Consider the following 12,584-nt stretch of genomic DNA (forward strand, 5'->3'; position numbering starts at 1 on the left):
TTTTATTGGTCGATGAACACCTTCCACTGCGCTTTAAACCGAGCGCCCCTCAAGCTTCCACGAGCGCCACCGCCTGCTCTACGTCAACCGCGACCAGCCGTGAACAACCCGGCTCGTGCATGGTGACTCCCATCAGCTGGTCGGCCATTTCCATCGCAATCTTGTTGTGCGTGATGTAAATGAACTGCACCTTTTCCGACATCTCCTTGACCAGACGCGCATAGCGCCCGACGTTAGCGTCGTCCAAAGGCGCGTCCACTTCGTCCAGCATGCAAAACGGTGCCGGGTTGAGCTGAAAGATCGCAAACACCAATGCCAGCGCGGTCAGTGCCTTCTCACCGCCAGACAGCAGGTGGATGGTGCTGTTCTTCTTCCCGGGTGGTCGCGCCATGATCGCCACCCCGGTATCGAGTAAATCTTCCCCGGTAAGTTCCAGATAAGCGTTGCCGCCGCCGAAAACCTTTGGGAAAAGCGCCTGCAGACCACTGTTGATCTGATCAAACGTCTCCTTGAAGCGATTTCGCGTTTCCTTGTCGATCTTACGGATAACGTTTTCCAGCGTATCGAGCGCTTCGGCAAGGTCGTCGTTCTGTGCGTCGAGGTAGCGTTTACGTTCCGATTGCTGCTGATATTCATCGATCGCCGCGAGGTTGATCGGCCCGAGACGCTGGATGCGGGCACCCAGACGCTCGAGTTCGACTTCCCACTCGGCCTCGCCGGCCTCGGCGGGCAGCGTCGCCAGTACGCCATGCAGATCGAAGCCCTCCTCATGCAACTGGTCCTGCACCGTCTTACGCCGAACGCTAAGGGCCTGCCAGTCCATGCGCTGCTGCTCCAGCTGGCCACGCAGCAACTGCGCCTGCTGCTCGGCCTGGGTTCGGCGCTTCTCGGCATCTCGCAATTCGCGATCAGCATCTTCGAGGGCCAAGCGTGCCAGCTTGAGCTCGTCTTCAACGCCCATGCGCCGCTCCAGCAGCTCCTCGAGTTTCATGCGCAGCTCTTCGAGTGGCGCCTCGCCCTCCTCCAGATTCAAGTTCAGTTGTTCGCGGCGTTCGACCGCACGCTCGAATTGCTGCTCAAGACGCTCAAGCGCTTGGCGGATCGAATCATGCTGGGCTCTTAGCGAACCGATTCGGACGGCCAGTTGATGCGCGTGATCCTTGTGCTGTCGCGCTTCCTGGCGAACCCGGTCCAACTGCTCGCGAATGCCGTCACGGCTAGCCAACAGTGACTCGCGCTGCTCGGTATCGGCGGCCATCGCGTCGAGCGCATCTTGCAGATGCAGGCGCGACTCGCCCAGTTGATCGGTTTCCAACGCGCGCTGCTCGGAAAGCTCGACGAGCTCTTCGTCCAGCCGGCGGCAACGCAAGCTCAACTGTTCCAGCCTGGCCTGGCTGGCCGACAGGCGAGCGTTCAATTCGCCATGCTGACGAGACAGATCCTGATGCTGACGGCGCTGCTGTTCCCGGCACTCCTCCTGTTCGCGTTGTGCCTCGCGCAGCTGGCCGAGTTGCTCCGTCAACTGCTCAAGACTCGCCTCGCACTCATCACGTTCGGCTTGCAACCGCGTCAGTTCCTGGCCGCGCGCCAGCACTCCGGACTCGGCCTCTCCAGCCCGTCTGATTCTTAGAAAATGTCGACCGACCCAGTAGCCATCACGACTGATCAGACTGTCGCCATCACCAAGCGAGCCTCGCGCAGCCAACGCCTGATCGAGGTCGTCCACAGTGCGCACCCGGCCGAGCCAAGGCGAGAGGTCCATGGCGGACTCGACTTTATCCAACAGGCTTCCGCTGATCACGCCGGCACGCTGCGTGGCGCTGACCAGACGCAGATCGCCCTGCTCGAAGCCGTTCAGGTCCAATTCGTCGAAGCTGTCCAGCAGCACGGCTTGCAGATCTGCGCCCAGCACGGTCTCGACCGCAAGCTCCCATCCCGGCTCTACGCGAAGCCCTTCGGCCAGACGCGGTCGCTGGTCGAGCCCTCGCACATGCAGCCAATCGGAAACGCCTTTGCCCGGGTCCATGGCAGCCTGCTGCAAAGCCTCAAGCGAAGCGATACGGCCACCCATACGCTGCAACTGGCCTAGCGCTTCCTGCTCGGTGCGACTTGCCTGCTGCAGTTGCTCGCGGAGCAGCTCAAGCTGTTGCTCGGTTTGTTCTTGCGCCGCGGATAGCTCTTCCAGACTCAGCTCGCCAATGGCCAGCTGCTCACTTATCTCGGCCACCGCGGCGTCCTCTGGATCGCCGGCGAGCGAGGCGCGCTCGTCCTCAAGGCGTCGCTGACGTTCTGCCAAGCGCTCTAGGCTTTGTTCCAGTTGCTGGATGCGCGACTGCTGGACTTCCGCCGCCCGGCGCGGCTCGGCGCTCTGCTGGTTGAACCGCTCCCACTGTTCTTGCCAGAGCTGCATTGCCGCCTCGGCTTCTTCGAGCTGGGCGGCAGATTCTTCGGCCGTCGCGCCTGCAATTTCCTGCTCCGGCTCGAGCATGGCCAACTCTTCGCCAAGCGTGGCGAGCACGGTGCGGTCATGCCCCAGGTGGGATTCAGTTTCCAGCCGGGCTCGCTCGGCTTCGCGCAGATCATCTTGCAGCTGGCGCAAGCGCTGTTGACCATGCTGAATGCTCTGCTCGACCCGGGCGATATCGCCGCCGACAGAATAGAAGCGGCCCTGGACCAGATTGAAGCGCTCCGACAGGTCATGGTGGCCGTCGCGCAAGCGCTCAATGCTGGCGTCGGCGTTGCGCTGTTCGGCTATCAACGCCTCGAAACTGACCTCCTGATCGCCGATCACTTGCTCGCGTTGGCCGACCTGTTCGTTCAAAGCCTGCCAGCGCAACGCCGAAAGCTGGGCCTTCAGCTGGCGCTCCTCGGCTTTGTACTCCTGATATTTCTCCGCCGACTGCGCCTGACGATGCAAGCGCTCCAGCTGACGTTCCAGCTCTTCCCGCAGATCGGTCAGGCGAGCCAGGTTTTCATGTGTGCGGCGGATACGAGTTTCGGTTTCGCGGCGGCGCTCCTTGTATTTGGAGATGCCGGCCGCCTCTTCGATGAAGTTACGCAGGTCTTCCGGCTTGGCCTCGATCAGCTTGGAGATCATGCCTTGCTCGATGATCGAATAGCTGCGTGGCCCCAGACCGGTACCCAGGAAGATGTCGGTGATGTCGCGCCGACGACACTTCACACCGTTGAGAAAATAAGTGTTCTGAGCGTCACGCGTGACCCGCCGGCGGATAGAGATTTCTGTGAACGCCGCGTATTCGCCCAGCAACGTACCGTCCGAGTTATCGAAGATCAGTTCGATGCTGGCCTGGGTCACTGGCTTGCGGGTGTTCGAGCCGTTGAAGATGACATCGGTCATCGACTCGCCGCGCAGGTTCTTCGCCGAGCTTTCGCCCATCACCCAGCGCACGGCATCGATGATGTTGGACTTTCCGCAACCATTGGGGCCGACCACCGCCGCCATGTTGCTGGGAAAGCTGACCGTGGTGGGATCGACGAAAGATTTGAAGCCGGCAAGCTTGATGCTTTTCAGACGCATTGAGGCCTATCCGTGGCAGTCGGCGTAGGGATGAACAAGCAGAGTCGCCGTGAACATCGGAAGAAGCCCTGAAGTCGAGTGGATGCTGGCATAAAGCCGCGGAGTCTATCACGCCGCTTTTACCGCATCCTGCGCAGCAGTGCAGCAATCTCAACCTTGCAGGCTGGACGTAGGGTGGGCTTCAGCCCACCAGTGATCACATATCAGGCGGCCTGAAGCGGAGCGTTGCTCCACCCGCCATACAGCCAATTCAATGCGGGTCGGCAGGAATGAGTGATGGACCACGGTGGATGAAAAAAGCGTCATCCACCCTACGAGCAGTCCGGGCATCAAGCGCGGCGTGGGGTGGGCTGAAGCCCACCCTACTGTCGGTCTGCGATGCCGGCTGCCTCAACCGCCCGTCATGCTCATGAAGCGCACCACCTGGACCTGCTCGTCCGTGCGGAATTCATGTTTCTCAGGCTTGAGCTGCAGCGCATCGACCAACGCCTGGCGCAGCCGCTCACTGTCGCCGGGGTAGCGACGCATCAAGGTCTTGAGATCCAGCGCGCCTTCGTGACCGAGGCAGAGCACCAGCTTGCCTTCGGCGGTGACGCGTACCCGGTTGCAACTGCCACAGAAGTTATTGCTATGAGGCGAAATGAAGCCCACCTGGGTATCGCTTCCGGCGACTTGCCAATAGCGTGACGGGCCTCCGGTGGTGTGGCTGCTTCGTACCAGCTGGTGGCCGGCTTCGATACGCTCGCGCACTTCCTCGCTGGAGCAGAAAGTAATCTCGCGCTCATGGCTGGATACGTTGCCCAGCGGCATTTCCTCGATAAAGCTGATATCCAGCCCGCGCTCGATGGCGAAATTCACCAGATCCAGGACTTCGTCGTCGTTACGGCCTTTCTGGATCACGCTGTTGAGCTTGATTCGGTCGAATCCGGCACTGCGAGCAGCATCGATGCCAGCGATCACCTGCGCAAGCATGTCGCGGCGCGTGAGTTCAGCGAAACGTTCACGCTTGAGCGAATCCAGACTGATATTCAGACGCTTGACGCCAGCATCACGAAGCACGAGCGCGAGGGTCGACAGTTGCGAGCCGTTAGTCGTGATCGACAGATCTTCCAGCTCTTCACGGGCACCCAGACGACTCAGCAGGCTCGGCAATCCCTTGCGCACCAGCGGCTCGCCACCGGTCACACGGATACGCTTGACGCCCAGACTGATAAACGCATCAGCCACCGCATAGAGCTCTTCTAGCGTGAGGATCTGAGCGCGCGGTGCGAAGACCATGTCCTCGCTCATGCAATAGGTGCAACGAAAATCGCACCGGTCGGTCACCGACAATCTCAGGTAGGTGATGCGTCGGCCGAACGGATCGACCAACTTCGAATCTGGCATTTCGCACTCCAGCGGATTGATGCGCTTGGCGCAAGACTATGCCTGAAAGTGATCCGAGGCAAAGCCAGCTGACCAGACGGTGGGCTTTGGCCAGTGCAAAGCAGAGCCGATCATCACTGAGGAAGCGTACTCTGCAATAGCGCCTGCAAACCGTTTCGATGGCGCCCCTGGCGATACGTTCGCAACGATGCTTTGAATGCGCGAGTCTTAGTCGACAATAATCCAAGTCTTTGCCGAACCGGGAGCCTGAGCAGATGGATAACGAAGCCCTCCGATCGATGGGCTGGCGCGAGCGCCTCTACGTCATCATTTTTTTTACCAACACGTCGGCCGGCAAGCGATTCGACACCTGGCTGCTGATATTCATCATGGCCAGCCTTCTGGTTGTAATGTTCGACAGCATTGCGGCCTACCGAGAAGCGCACGGGACGCTGCTGGCGGGTCTCGAGTGGTTCTTCACGGCCGTATTCGCCATCGAATATCTGCTGCGCATCTATACCCACCCAGAGCCACGCAAGTACATCTTCAGTTTCTACGGTGCGATCGACCTGCTCTCCGTACTGCCAGCATTCATCGCTTTGCTGCTTCCTGATGCCCAATACCTGCTTGTGATTCGCGCGATCCGGATGCTTCGGGTGTTCCGCGTGCTCAAGCTGACGCAATACCTGAGCCAAGCCAATTTCCTGCTGGTAGCGCTTAGGGGCAGCAAGCAGAAAATTATCGTGTTCCTGCTTAGCGTCACCACCATGGTGTTGATCTACGGCACGCTGATGTACGTGATAGAAGGGCCTGCCAACGGCTTTACCAGCATCCCGATGAGTATCTACTGGGCGGTAGTGACCCTCACGACCGTCGGCTTCGGCGACATCGTGCCCCTCACCCCTCTGGGAAAGGCGCTGGCTACATTGGTGATGATCACCGGTTACTCGATCATCGCCGTCCCAACGGGCATTTTCACTGCGGAACTGGCGACCGCTATGCGTGAGGACAGTCTTCACTATCGCTGCCCGAGCTGCGAAAAGCTTAGCCATGAACCCAACGCGTCGTTCTGTAGCCGCTGCGGTACACAACTATTCAGTCGTAAGTCACTGCAGGACGAGAACGTCCAGACCGCGCATGACCCCGAAGCCGACTGAAGCGGGTAGTTCCGACTAAACCTCAAACCAGACGCTACGCATTGGCCCCGAACCGCTCCGGCACGAGGTTGTCACAACCTCTGACTTGCCGCGGGCTGGACGGAGACATGCATGCCCTTGCTCAAACTGGTGCACTTCGCGGGCTTGCTCTGCTGGTGCGGCACCCTGCTCTACCTGCCGGCGCTAATTGCCGCGGGCACTCGACGCAGCGACCCACTCTTCTACCGTGACCATGCCCACCTGACGCGCATGGTGTTCAACCTGATCGGAACGCCGGCCGCCCTGGTCGCCATCGGCTCGGGTACGGCGCTGTTTCTGAGCCAGGGCCTGGTCGCCGGCTGGCTGATCGTCAAGCTCAGCACCGTGGCTGGAATGGTGCTCTGCCACGCCCTGTGCGGCGTTTTGGTGCTGCATGTTGAGCGGGCGCCTGAGCAGAGCGTCAGCATTCGTTGTCGTTTTCTCGGTGTAGTCGCCGCAACGTTTGTCACCGCGACGCTTTGGCTAGTGCTGGCGAAGCCTTTTTAGCCCATGCCCCGAACCGCTCGATCAACTCGAAGATGCCCATGACCGAACGATCCCAAGCCCCGTCTTATTCTGGATCAGACCTTATCCAGATCGACCCCGACAGCATGCTCGTAGACCAGCCGGCCGCCGAGATACGCCGCGAGGGAAATCAGTACGGCAGTGATCGCCGACAGGTACAGCGCCCAGAGCTGCATGCTTTGGGCATCGTTCTGGTAGCGCAGCAGCCAGTTCAGCGAAGCCAGCGACAACATCATCACGGCGAGGATCGCATGACACCACGCCGTGATCTTCTGACGGATCTCACGCACGGTCACCAGATCGATCAAACCGAAAATGCTGGCGACCCAGCCACCCAGTGCACCCACACCGGACAGCCACAAGCCGGCACGCCACCAGAAATCGTCAAGGGTCCAGAGGTGAGCGAGATCGACCGGCAGCAAGCCGGTCAGAGCGGCAACTGGAAAGTGGATCAGCATCGGGTGCAGCGGGTGGCCGGCTATCGCAGCGCGGCTGTGGATGGAGTCTCTGTATCGGGCCATTCGACGCTCCGGCAGCATTTTTCGGGAGTAGGCAGCCGAGCCAGACGAGCCGGCAACCTCTTGAAATGGACCACGCTGGCGCTATCAGTTCCTTTTTTGACCGCCTGCGGCGGTCCGCTGTCATCGCTCAACCCAGCCAGTCATATGGCACGCCAGATCGCTCATGTCTGGTGGGGCATGTTTGCCTTCGCCACGCTGGTATTGGTAGCAGTCAGCGCCATCTGGATCTATGCACTGGCACGCAAGCCGCGGGAGACCAGCAAAGAACAGGCAGTGAGAATCAACCGACGCTGGGTCATTGGTGGTGGCATCGTGCTGCCCAGCCTGAGCATCGTCGTCCTGCTGGTTTTCGGCATCCCCACCGGGCGCAGCATGATGCCATTGCCGGTCGAGGGTCAGCAGCCGTTGAAGGTTGAGGTCACCGGGCACCAGTGGTGGTGGGAAGTGCACTACCCGGACAGCGGCGTCACGACCGCGAACCAGCTGATCATCCCGGCTGGACGGCTGATAGACGTAAACGTCACCAGCGCCGACGTCATCCATTCGTTCTGGATTCCGCGACTCGGCGGCAAAATGGACATGATCCCAGGACGCACCAACGTCATTCGCCTGCAGGCGGGCCATACCGGCGTCTTCCACGGTCAGTGTTCGGAATTCTGCGGTTTACAACACGCGCACATGAAGCTTCATGTCGAAGCGCTGGACGATGCCGGTTTCGACAACTGGATCGCAGCGCGGGAGAACCTCAGTTTCACCCAGCGCGCACCGGGCGAAGCCGGCAAGGTATTCGATGAGCGCTGCGGTCAATGCCATCGTGTCGCGGGGATCACCAACGGCAGTCGCGCACCGGACCTCTCGGACCTTGCCACACGACCGAGCCTCGGCGCTGGCGTGATCGACAACGACCATGACGGATTGCGTCAGTGGCTCCGTGAACACAAGACGCTCAAATTCGGCAACGGTATGCCCGCGCATGACGACGTTCCGCCGCAAACCCTCGATCAGATTGCCGACTGGCTGGAGACGCTCGCTCCATGACTCAACTCGACCAAAGCAGCAAACCCAGCACGGATCCGGATCAACTGCACGACCAGTTCAACGAAGTCTGGGGCAATCCGCGCGGCTGGCGCGCGCTGACCATTGTCAACCACACCACGATTGGCCTGCGTTTTCTGGTCACCGGCGCCGTGTTCTTTTTGATTGGCGGGCTGATGGCCATGCTCATCCGCACACAACTGGCCCTGCCCGGGTATGTGCTGATGGAGCCGGAGGTTTACAACCAGGTCTTCACCATGCACGGCTCGGTGATGATGTTCCTCTTCGCCGTGCCAATGATGGAAGGCCTGGCGGTCTACCTGATTCCGAAGATGATCGGCGCACGGGACTTGATCTTCCCGCGTCTTTCGTCACTCGGCTACTTCTGCTACCTGTTCGGCGGCATCATCCTGTTGTCCAGCGTGTTTCTCGGCGTCGCGCCAAAAGCGGGCTGGTTCATGTATACGCCGCTGTCGAGCTCGGCACACATGCCGGGCGTCAACTCGGACTTCTGGCTCCTCGGCATCACCTTCGTGGAGATCTCTGCGGTCAGTGCCGGCGTCGAGCTGGTGGTCTCGATCCTGCGCACGCGCACCAACGGCATGGCGCTGCACAAGATGCCGCTGTACGCCTGGTACATCCTGGTCATGGCATTGATGATCGTGTTCGGTTTCCCGCCACTGATCCTGGGCAGCATTCTGCTGGAGCTGGAGCGCGCTGCCGGAATGCCGTTTTTCGATCCAGCCAAGGGCGGCGATCCGGTGCTTTGGCAGCACCTGTTCTGGCTGTTCGGCCACCCAGAGGTGTACATCATCTTCCTGCCCGGGGCCGGCATCGTCTCGACCTTGCTACCCGTGTTCTGTCAGCGACCACTGGTGGGGTATCGCTGGGTGGTGCTTGGCGTGCTGACCACCGGGTTCCTGAGTTTTGGGTTGTGGGTGCATCACATGTTCACCGTCGGCATTCCGGCATTGGCGCTGGGGTTCTTCTCCGCGGCGAGCATGCTCGTGGCAATACCCACTGGCGTGCAGATCTTTGCCTGGATCGCGACGTTATGGCTGGGTAAACCGGTCTATCACGTACCGATGCTCTGGCTGGTCGGATTCCTGATCGTATTCGTCTGTGGCGGCCTCACCGGGGTGATGGTGGCGCTAGTGCCCTTCGACTGGCAGGTGCATGACACCCACTTCATCGTCGCGCACATGCATTACGTGCTGGTGGGCGGGATGTTCTTTCCGTTGATGGCCGGGCTCTACTATTGGCTGCCGCACTTCTCTGGCCGTATGCCGTCTGTGCGTCTGGGCCGTTGGGGCTTCTGGCTGGTGTTCATCGGCTTCAACACCACGTTCCTGATCATGCACTGGACTGGCCTGCTCGGCATGCCGCGACGGGTCTACACCTACGACACCGGTCTGGGCTGGGACCTGCCCAACCTGGTTTCCTCGATCGGCAGCTTCATCATGGCCATCGGCATCGGCACAATTTTGCTGGATATCGTGCTGCACTTCCGCTTCGGTCAACCGGCAAAAACCAACCCCTGGAATGCCGACACCCTGGAGTGGGCCACGTGCCTGCCGCCGAGCCCGTACAACTTCGTCAGCTTGCCAGACATCACCGACCGTCATCCGCTATGGAAAGACCCCGACCTGCCCCACAGCATCGCCCGCGGCGAGCATTCCTTGAAGGCTATCGACCATGGCCGTCGTGAAACCTGGGGCTCGGACCCGCTGAGCGGCAAAGTCCGCGAAATCATTCATTTGCCCGGCAACAGTTGGTGGCCATTCGTGGCTTCGGTGTTCCTGGCGGTGCTCTGTCTGAGCCTGCTGAACAAGTTCTATTGGGTCGCGTTGATCGCTACGGTCGCCACGTTGATCGTGCTGTTCCGCTGGTCCTGGGAGAACGGTGCCCACCCCGCCGCCGCGCCCGATGCGCAAACACAACCTGGCGAGCCACCGCTGCACTCGCGGACCTTTGACGGACCCGGCCTCTGGGGAATGGGCGTCACCCTACTGGCCAATGGCACCCTTTACTTGTCGTTGCTGTTCGGCTGGTTCTACCTATGGACAGTCTCACCCGAATGGATGGTGCCGGAGCATTCCGACCTGAACGGCTGGCTGATGCTTGCAAGTGCCGTGCTGCTGACGATTGGGACAATGTGGATGCGACTCGTGCCCGGCCGGTTGCGTCGGGGAAGCGGCGGACAGTTGATGCTCAACCTTGGCGCCATCACGGCGATAGGCGCCGTGCAGTGGGCCATGTTGCTGTGGCTGCTGCTGACGGCGAACCTGAAGGTGACTGAGACGGCGCACGACGCGGTGGTCTTCGTGATTCTGGCGTACGGCCTGATTCATTGCGGGCTGGCGACGATTCTCACGCTGCTGCAGACCCTGCGGGTGATGTACGGTTACGTCGGCGACAAAGCGCCCTATGAAGTAGTGGTCGTTGAGCAGCTCTGGTACTACAACCTCGGCGTGATATGGAGCGCGTACGCCGCGATTGTCCTGTTCCCGAATGCGTGGGGAGGTGCCTGATGAAGTACAACCGCACGTCCGTCTTTCATCCCATTCAGATTCCGTTTGGGCTAACCATCTGGAGCCTCTGGTTCGCCGCCATGTACGGATCGCACGCGGTGGTCTGCGGCATCGCGCCACCGGACCCCAGCCAGGGAGTATTCAACTGGCTGAACGCAAGCTTCGGCCTGTTCACGGTGCTGGTGATTGTGCTGCTGCTGTGGCTAGGGCGCCGGACCTGGAAGCTGGCACACGAACCCAACGATCTAAATGATCGGCAGGTTTTTGTGCTCAAGGTGTCGTCCGGGATTCACTTCATCGCGGCGTTGGCGACGGTCTTCGTCGGCATGCAGCTGGTGTTTCTGCCTCCCTGCGTCTGAACGAGGCGCCCGTATGTTGCGAGGCGTTCAGTCGAGCTTCTTGCGGATCCAGTACAGATAAGTGCCGTCGTCAGCCTGCTGGTCGACCAGCTCGTGGCCCAGAAACACGCAAAACTTGGGTATATCGCGCTGGGTCGATGGATCGGTCGCAATGACTTTCAAGACGTCGCCCGCAGGCAGATCGCGCACCTTGTTGTGCAGCATCATGACCGGCTCAGGGCAGTTGAGGCCGCTGGCATCGAGCAGCGCATCAGCGGACAGTTCGGTAGTTCGAGACATCAGGGGCTCCAGAAAACAGGACGGTATTGTCGCGCCAGCAGCAGGCGGCAGTGGTTACAACCGACGCAGATGGCAAGTCACTTCCTCGCGATCATGGTATAGCTGCTTGCAGCCGATGCTCGCCTTCACTCCTCGTTCGGCAAGCCCGTCGGCGATGCGTTCCAAGAGCCGCTTCACCTCGGCGTAGCGCTGTTTCATTGGAAGCTTCAGGTTGACCACAGCCTCACGGCACAAACCCTCGCCGATCCAGGTTTCGAGCAGCGCGGCATTCTTTGCGGGCTTCTCGACGATGTCGCAAACCATCCAATTCACAGGGCGCTTGGGGCGGAAGGCAAAGCCATCCGCACGGTAATGGCCGACCAGACCGGACTCGAGGAGTTCTTCGTTCATTGGCCCGTTGTCCACCGCCATTACCTCGATTTCCCGGTTGACCAGCTGCCACGTCCAGCCGCCCGGGGAGGCGCCGAGGTCAACGGCTGTCATGCCTGGGGCCAAGCGCTCATCCCACTGATCGCGAGGAATAAAATGGTGCCACGCCTCCTCGAGTTTCAAAGTCGAACGACTCGGCGCCTGGCGGGGGAATTTCAGCCGAGGGATACCCATCGGCCACATAGCGCTGTTGTCCGCCTCGGCCAGGCCAACAAAGACCTCACGACCACTCTTGAACGTAAGCAACAGGCGCAGCCCCTGACCGCCCTCCTTCAATCTGCCGGCCTTTTCCAACGCCTTACGCAACGGACCCTCGAATTTCCGACAGAAGTTGGAAAGTTCCTTGCCATCGTTGGTGTCCACCACTTCCAGCCACAGGCTGCTGCACACCGGCATTGATTTGAGGCGTTCGAGCAACACACCGATCCGGTCGGTTTCCGGCAACGCCAGCCATTCGCCGCGCGCCCACTGCCGGGGAAATATGAGCCGAGCGAACCGCGCACCACGCATCATGCGCTCTGCTCCTGCTGCGTCGTTGCAGATGAACTCGGCACAGGCACTGTCGGCTTTGGCCTTGGCGTAGCCGGCCACATCGAGGCGAGCGGCCTGGTCGCTGATTTCGGCGCACACCTCGTTCTCGAAACCGGGGCGGCAATGCAGCAGCAATGTATTCATGATACGAACCCTATAAGCGGCGCAAAGCGCATCGGCGCCAGCACCCCCTACGACAAAAGGCGCACATGATAGCCGAGTGGGGAACCACGGGCTTACTGGTTCGGTCCAGTGAACAGTTGCAGGAGTCGTTTGCACCCCGGCAAGCAGCGCCT

The 12,584-nt window shown here is 60.5% G+C and carries 10 protein-coding genes; 5 read left to right on the forward strand and 5 right to left on the reverse strand.

Going from position 1 to position 12,584, the window contains the following annotated elements; all coding sequences use genetic code 11:
- Window positions 1-49 precede the first annotated feature (49 nt).
- Both smc and moaA read right to left on the reverse strand, forming a co-directional pair.
- Complete coding sequence (smc, locus tag ACQKIK_RS19430; protein WP_499137152.1) at window positions 50-3,538, reverse strand: chromosome segregation protein SMC; 3,489 nt, start codon at window positions 3,536-3,538, stop codon at window positions 50-52.
- Between the two features lie 390 nt (window positions 3,539-3,928).
- A complete protein-coding gene (gene moaA, locus ACQKIK_RS19435) occupies window positions 3,929-4,924 on the reverse strand; it encodes a GTP 3',8-cyclase MoaA (protein ID WP_127839141.1) in 996 nt (331 codons plus the stop codon).
- Between the two features lie 254 nt (window positions 4,925-5,178).
- On the opposite strand from moaA, the gene ACQKIK_RS19440 reads away from it, so the two are divergent.
- Window positions 5,179-6,060, forward strand: coding sequence for an ion transporter (locus ACQKIK_RS19440; protein WP_046161170.1), 882 nt, complete (start codon window positions 5,179-5,181; stop codon window positions 6,058-6,060).
- A 111-nt stretch (window positions 6,061-6,171) separates the two neighbouring features.
- Window positions 6,172-6,585, forward strand: a complete 414-nt coding sequence (locus ACQKIK_RS19445; protein WP_127839140.1) for a CopD family protein — start codon at window positions 6,172-6,174, stop codon at window positions 6,583-6,585.
- Window positions 6,586-6,659: 74 nt separating this feature from the next.
- On the opposite strand, the gene ACQKIK_RS19450 is transcribed toward ACQKIK_RS19445, so the two are convergent.
- Window positions 6,660-7,124 (reverse strand): DUF2231 domain-containing protein, encoded by a 465-nt coding sequence (locus tag ACQKIK_RS19450; protein ID WP_019339276.1) that lies wholly within the window; start codon window positions 7,122-7,124, stop codon window positions 6,660-6,662.
- 144 nt (window positions 7,125-7,268) lie between these two features.
- Here ACQKIK_RS19450 and coxB point away from each other — a divergent pair, with 144 nt between their 5' ends.
- From coxB to ACQKIK_RS19465, 3 genes are read left to right on the forward strand one after another with little or no spacing between them, the layout of a single operon-like run.
- Window positions 7,269-8,162 carry a cytochrome c oxidase subunit II gene (gene coxB / locus ACQKIK_RS19455; RefSeq protein ID WP_127839139.1) on the forward strand — a complete coding sequence of 298 codons (894 nt, stop codon included), beginning with the start codon at window positions 7,269-7,271 and terminating at the stop codon, window positions 8,160-8,162.
- The gene (gene ctaD, locus ACQKIK_RS19460) at window positions 8,159-10,690 is read left to right on the forward strand and encodes a cytochrome c oxidase subunit I (protein WP_127839138.1); all 2,532 of its coding nucleotides are present in this window, start codon (window positions 8,159-8,161) and stop codon (window positions 10,688-10,690) included. Before coxB ends, ctaD begins: the two co-directional genes overlap by 4 nt.
- Entirely contained in the window at window positions 10,690-11,049 is a 360-nt protein-coding gene (locus ACQKIK_RS19465) for a hypothetical protein (protein WP_046161167.1), read from the forward strand. Before ctaD ends, ACQKIK_RS19465 begins: the two co-directional genes overlap by 1 nt.
- Before the next feature lie 27 nt (window positions 11,050-11,076).
- Here ACQKIK_RS19465 and tusA read toward each other — a convergent pair whose 3' ends face one another.
- Window positions 11,077-11,328, reverse strand: coding sequence for a sulfurtransferase TusA (gene tusA / locus ACQKIK_RS19470; RefSeq protein ID WP_045427723.1), 252 nt, complete (start codon window positions 11,326-11,328; stop codon window positions 11,077-11,079).
- A 54-nt stretch (window positions 11,329-11,382) separates the two neighbouring features.
- Window positions 11,383-12,432 (reverse strand): 23S rRNA (cytidine(2498)-2'-O)-methyltransferase RlmM, encoded by a 1,050-nt coding sequence (gene rlmM, locus ACQKIK_RS19475; protein ID WP_499137153.1) that lies wholly within the window; start codon window positions 12,430-12,432, stop codon window positions 11,383-11,385.
- Window positions 12,433-12,584: the final 152 nt, after the last annotated feature.

Source organism: Pseudomonas sp. NPDC047961, assembly GCF_050272435.1.
Taxonomy (GTDB): Bacteria; Pseudomonadota; Gammaproteobacteria; order Pseudomonadales; family Pseudomonadaceae; genus Stutzerimonas.

Coding starts and splice junctions, on each gene's coding strand:
- rlmM (WP_499137153.1), bottom strand. CDS start 12,432: ATGAATACATTGCTGCTGCATTGCCGCCCCGGTTTCGAGAACGAGGTG.
- ctaD (WP_127839138.1), top strand. CDS start 8,159: ATGACTCAACTCGACCAAAGCAGCAAACCCAGCACGGATCCGGATCAA.
- smc (WP_499137152.1), bottom strand. CDS start 3,538: ATGCGTCTGAAAAGCATCAAGCTTGCCGGCTTCAAATCTTTCGTCGAT.
- tusA (WP_045427723.1), bottom strand. CDS start 11,328: ATGTCTCGAACTACCGAACTGTCCGCTGATGCGCTGCTCGATGCCAGC.
- ACQKIK_RS19450 (WP_019339276.1), bottom strand. CDS start 7,124: ATGGCCCGATACAGAGACTCCATCCACAGCCGCGCTGCGATAGCCGGC.
- ACQKIK_RS19440 (WP_046161170.1), top strand. CDS start 5,179: ATGGATAACGAAGCCCTCCGATCGATGGGCTGGCGCGAGCGCCTCTAC.
- moaA (WP_127839141.1), bottom strand. CDS start 4,924: ATGCCAGATTCGAAGTTGGTCGATCCGTTCGGCCGACGCATCACCTAC.
- ACQKIK_RS19465 (WP_046161167.1), top strand. CDS start 10,690: ATGAAGTACAACCGCACGTCCGTCTTTCATCCCATTCAGATTCCGTTT.
- ACQKIK_RS19445 (WP_127839140.1), top strand. CDS start 6,172: ATGCCCTTGCTCAAACTGGTGCACTTCGCGGGCTTGCTCTGCTGGTGC.
- coxB (WP_127839139.1), top strand. CDS start 7,269: ATGGCACGCCAGATCGCTCATGTCTGGTGGGGCATGTTTGCCTTCGCC.